Annotated in this window: 1 pseudogene; it reads right to left on the bottom strand. The window is 46.2% G+C overall.

Going from position 1 to position 1126, the window contains the following annotated elements:
* A pseudogene (locus HMPREF1640_RS12035) lies at positions 1-1126 on the bottom strand (helicase); the annotation flags it as partial.

The raw sequence follows: 1126 nt of genomic DNA, 5'->3' as shown, positions 1-1126 counted from the left end.
ATTTTCGTCTATCATGCGTAGATCCAAGCTCATCTTGCGGGCATAGTTCGTGGCGATAAGCATCTTTGCCTTTTCTTCTTTTTGACTCAAGGGTTCTCTATCCAAAAGTGTTGCATCGCCACTCTTGGCAAACTCCATCAGCTTGTCGATAAAAACTTCCTGATCGGGTGTCGGTGGTATATTGTGTAAGATTTCATTCTTTTCGGGTCTGTCGATACCAATATCTTTGGCAGTACGGAAATCACATATCTCCGCATAGAACGAGGCAAGTTCGGGTACCTTGATGAAGGTTCTGAAACGTTCCTTCTGAATAATCTCATTGGTGATGGAAAACTCGTAGTCGGTACTCTTCTTGGCAAAGACTGCAGCCCATGCGTCAAAACTGTTGATTCCCTGCTTCTCCAAGGCTTGCGGGCGCAAGTATTTGAATAAAAGATAAAGTTCGGTCAAACTATTGGAAATGGTCGTTCCCGAAAGGAAGGTTGCGCCCAAGTCCTTGCCAGACCGCTCCTGTATGGTGCGAATGGCAAAGAGCATATTGAGCGCACGCTGCGAGCCGTCCGGATTGCCCAAGCCCGACACTCTGTCGTGGCGGGTGTTAAACATCAAGTTCTTGAATTGGTGGCTTTCATCTACAAAAAGGTGGTCAATGCCCATCATCTTGAAATCCACGGCATCGTCCTTGCGCTCGGCAATGCTGTCTTGAATGCCCTGCAACTTGGCTTCCAAGGTCTGTTTTCGTTTCTCCAAACCTTTGAGCATGGCACGAGAGATGTCTGCTCCTTGCATACGGAGTACTTCAAGGTTTTCCTCCACAGAATCTTTTTCTTTCTGCAAAATCGCTTCTTGTATCTCCAAAGCCTGCGGTATCATGCCAAACTGCTCATGCGTAAGGATAATGCAATCCCAATCGTTGTTCTTGATGTCATTGAAGATGCGCTGGCGGTTCTGCTTATTAAAATCGTTCTTACCTGGATAGAGTACCTTAGCATTAGGATAAGCTTTCCTAAAAGTATCGGCAATATCGAAGACGTTTGCCTTCAGTCCGATAATCATCGGCTTGTTGGCTAATCCCAACCGTTTCATCTCATAGGCTGCCGTACACATGATAAGCGTCTTACCTGCA

Source organism: Prevotella sp. S7-1-8, assembly GCF_000758925.1.
GTDB lineage: Bacteria > Bacteroidota > Bacteroidia > Bacteroidales > Bacteroidaceae > Prevotella.
The sequence above is the reverse complement of the archived record's forward strand: the minus strand, read 5'-3'. Positions and strand labels throughout refer to the sequence as shown.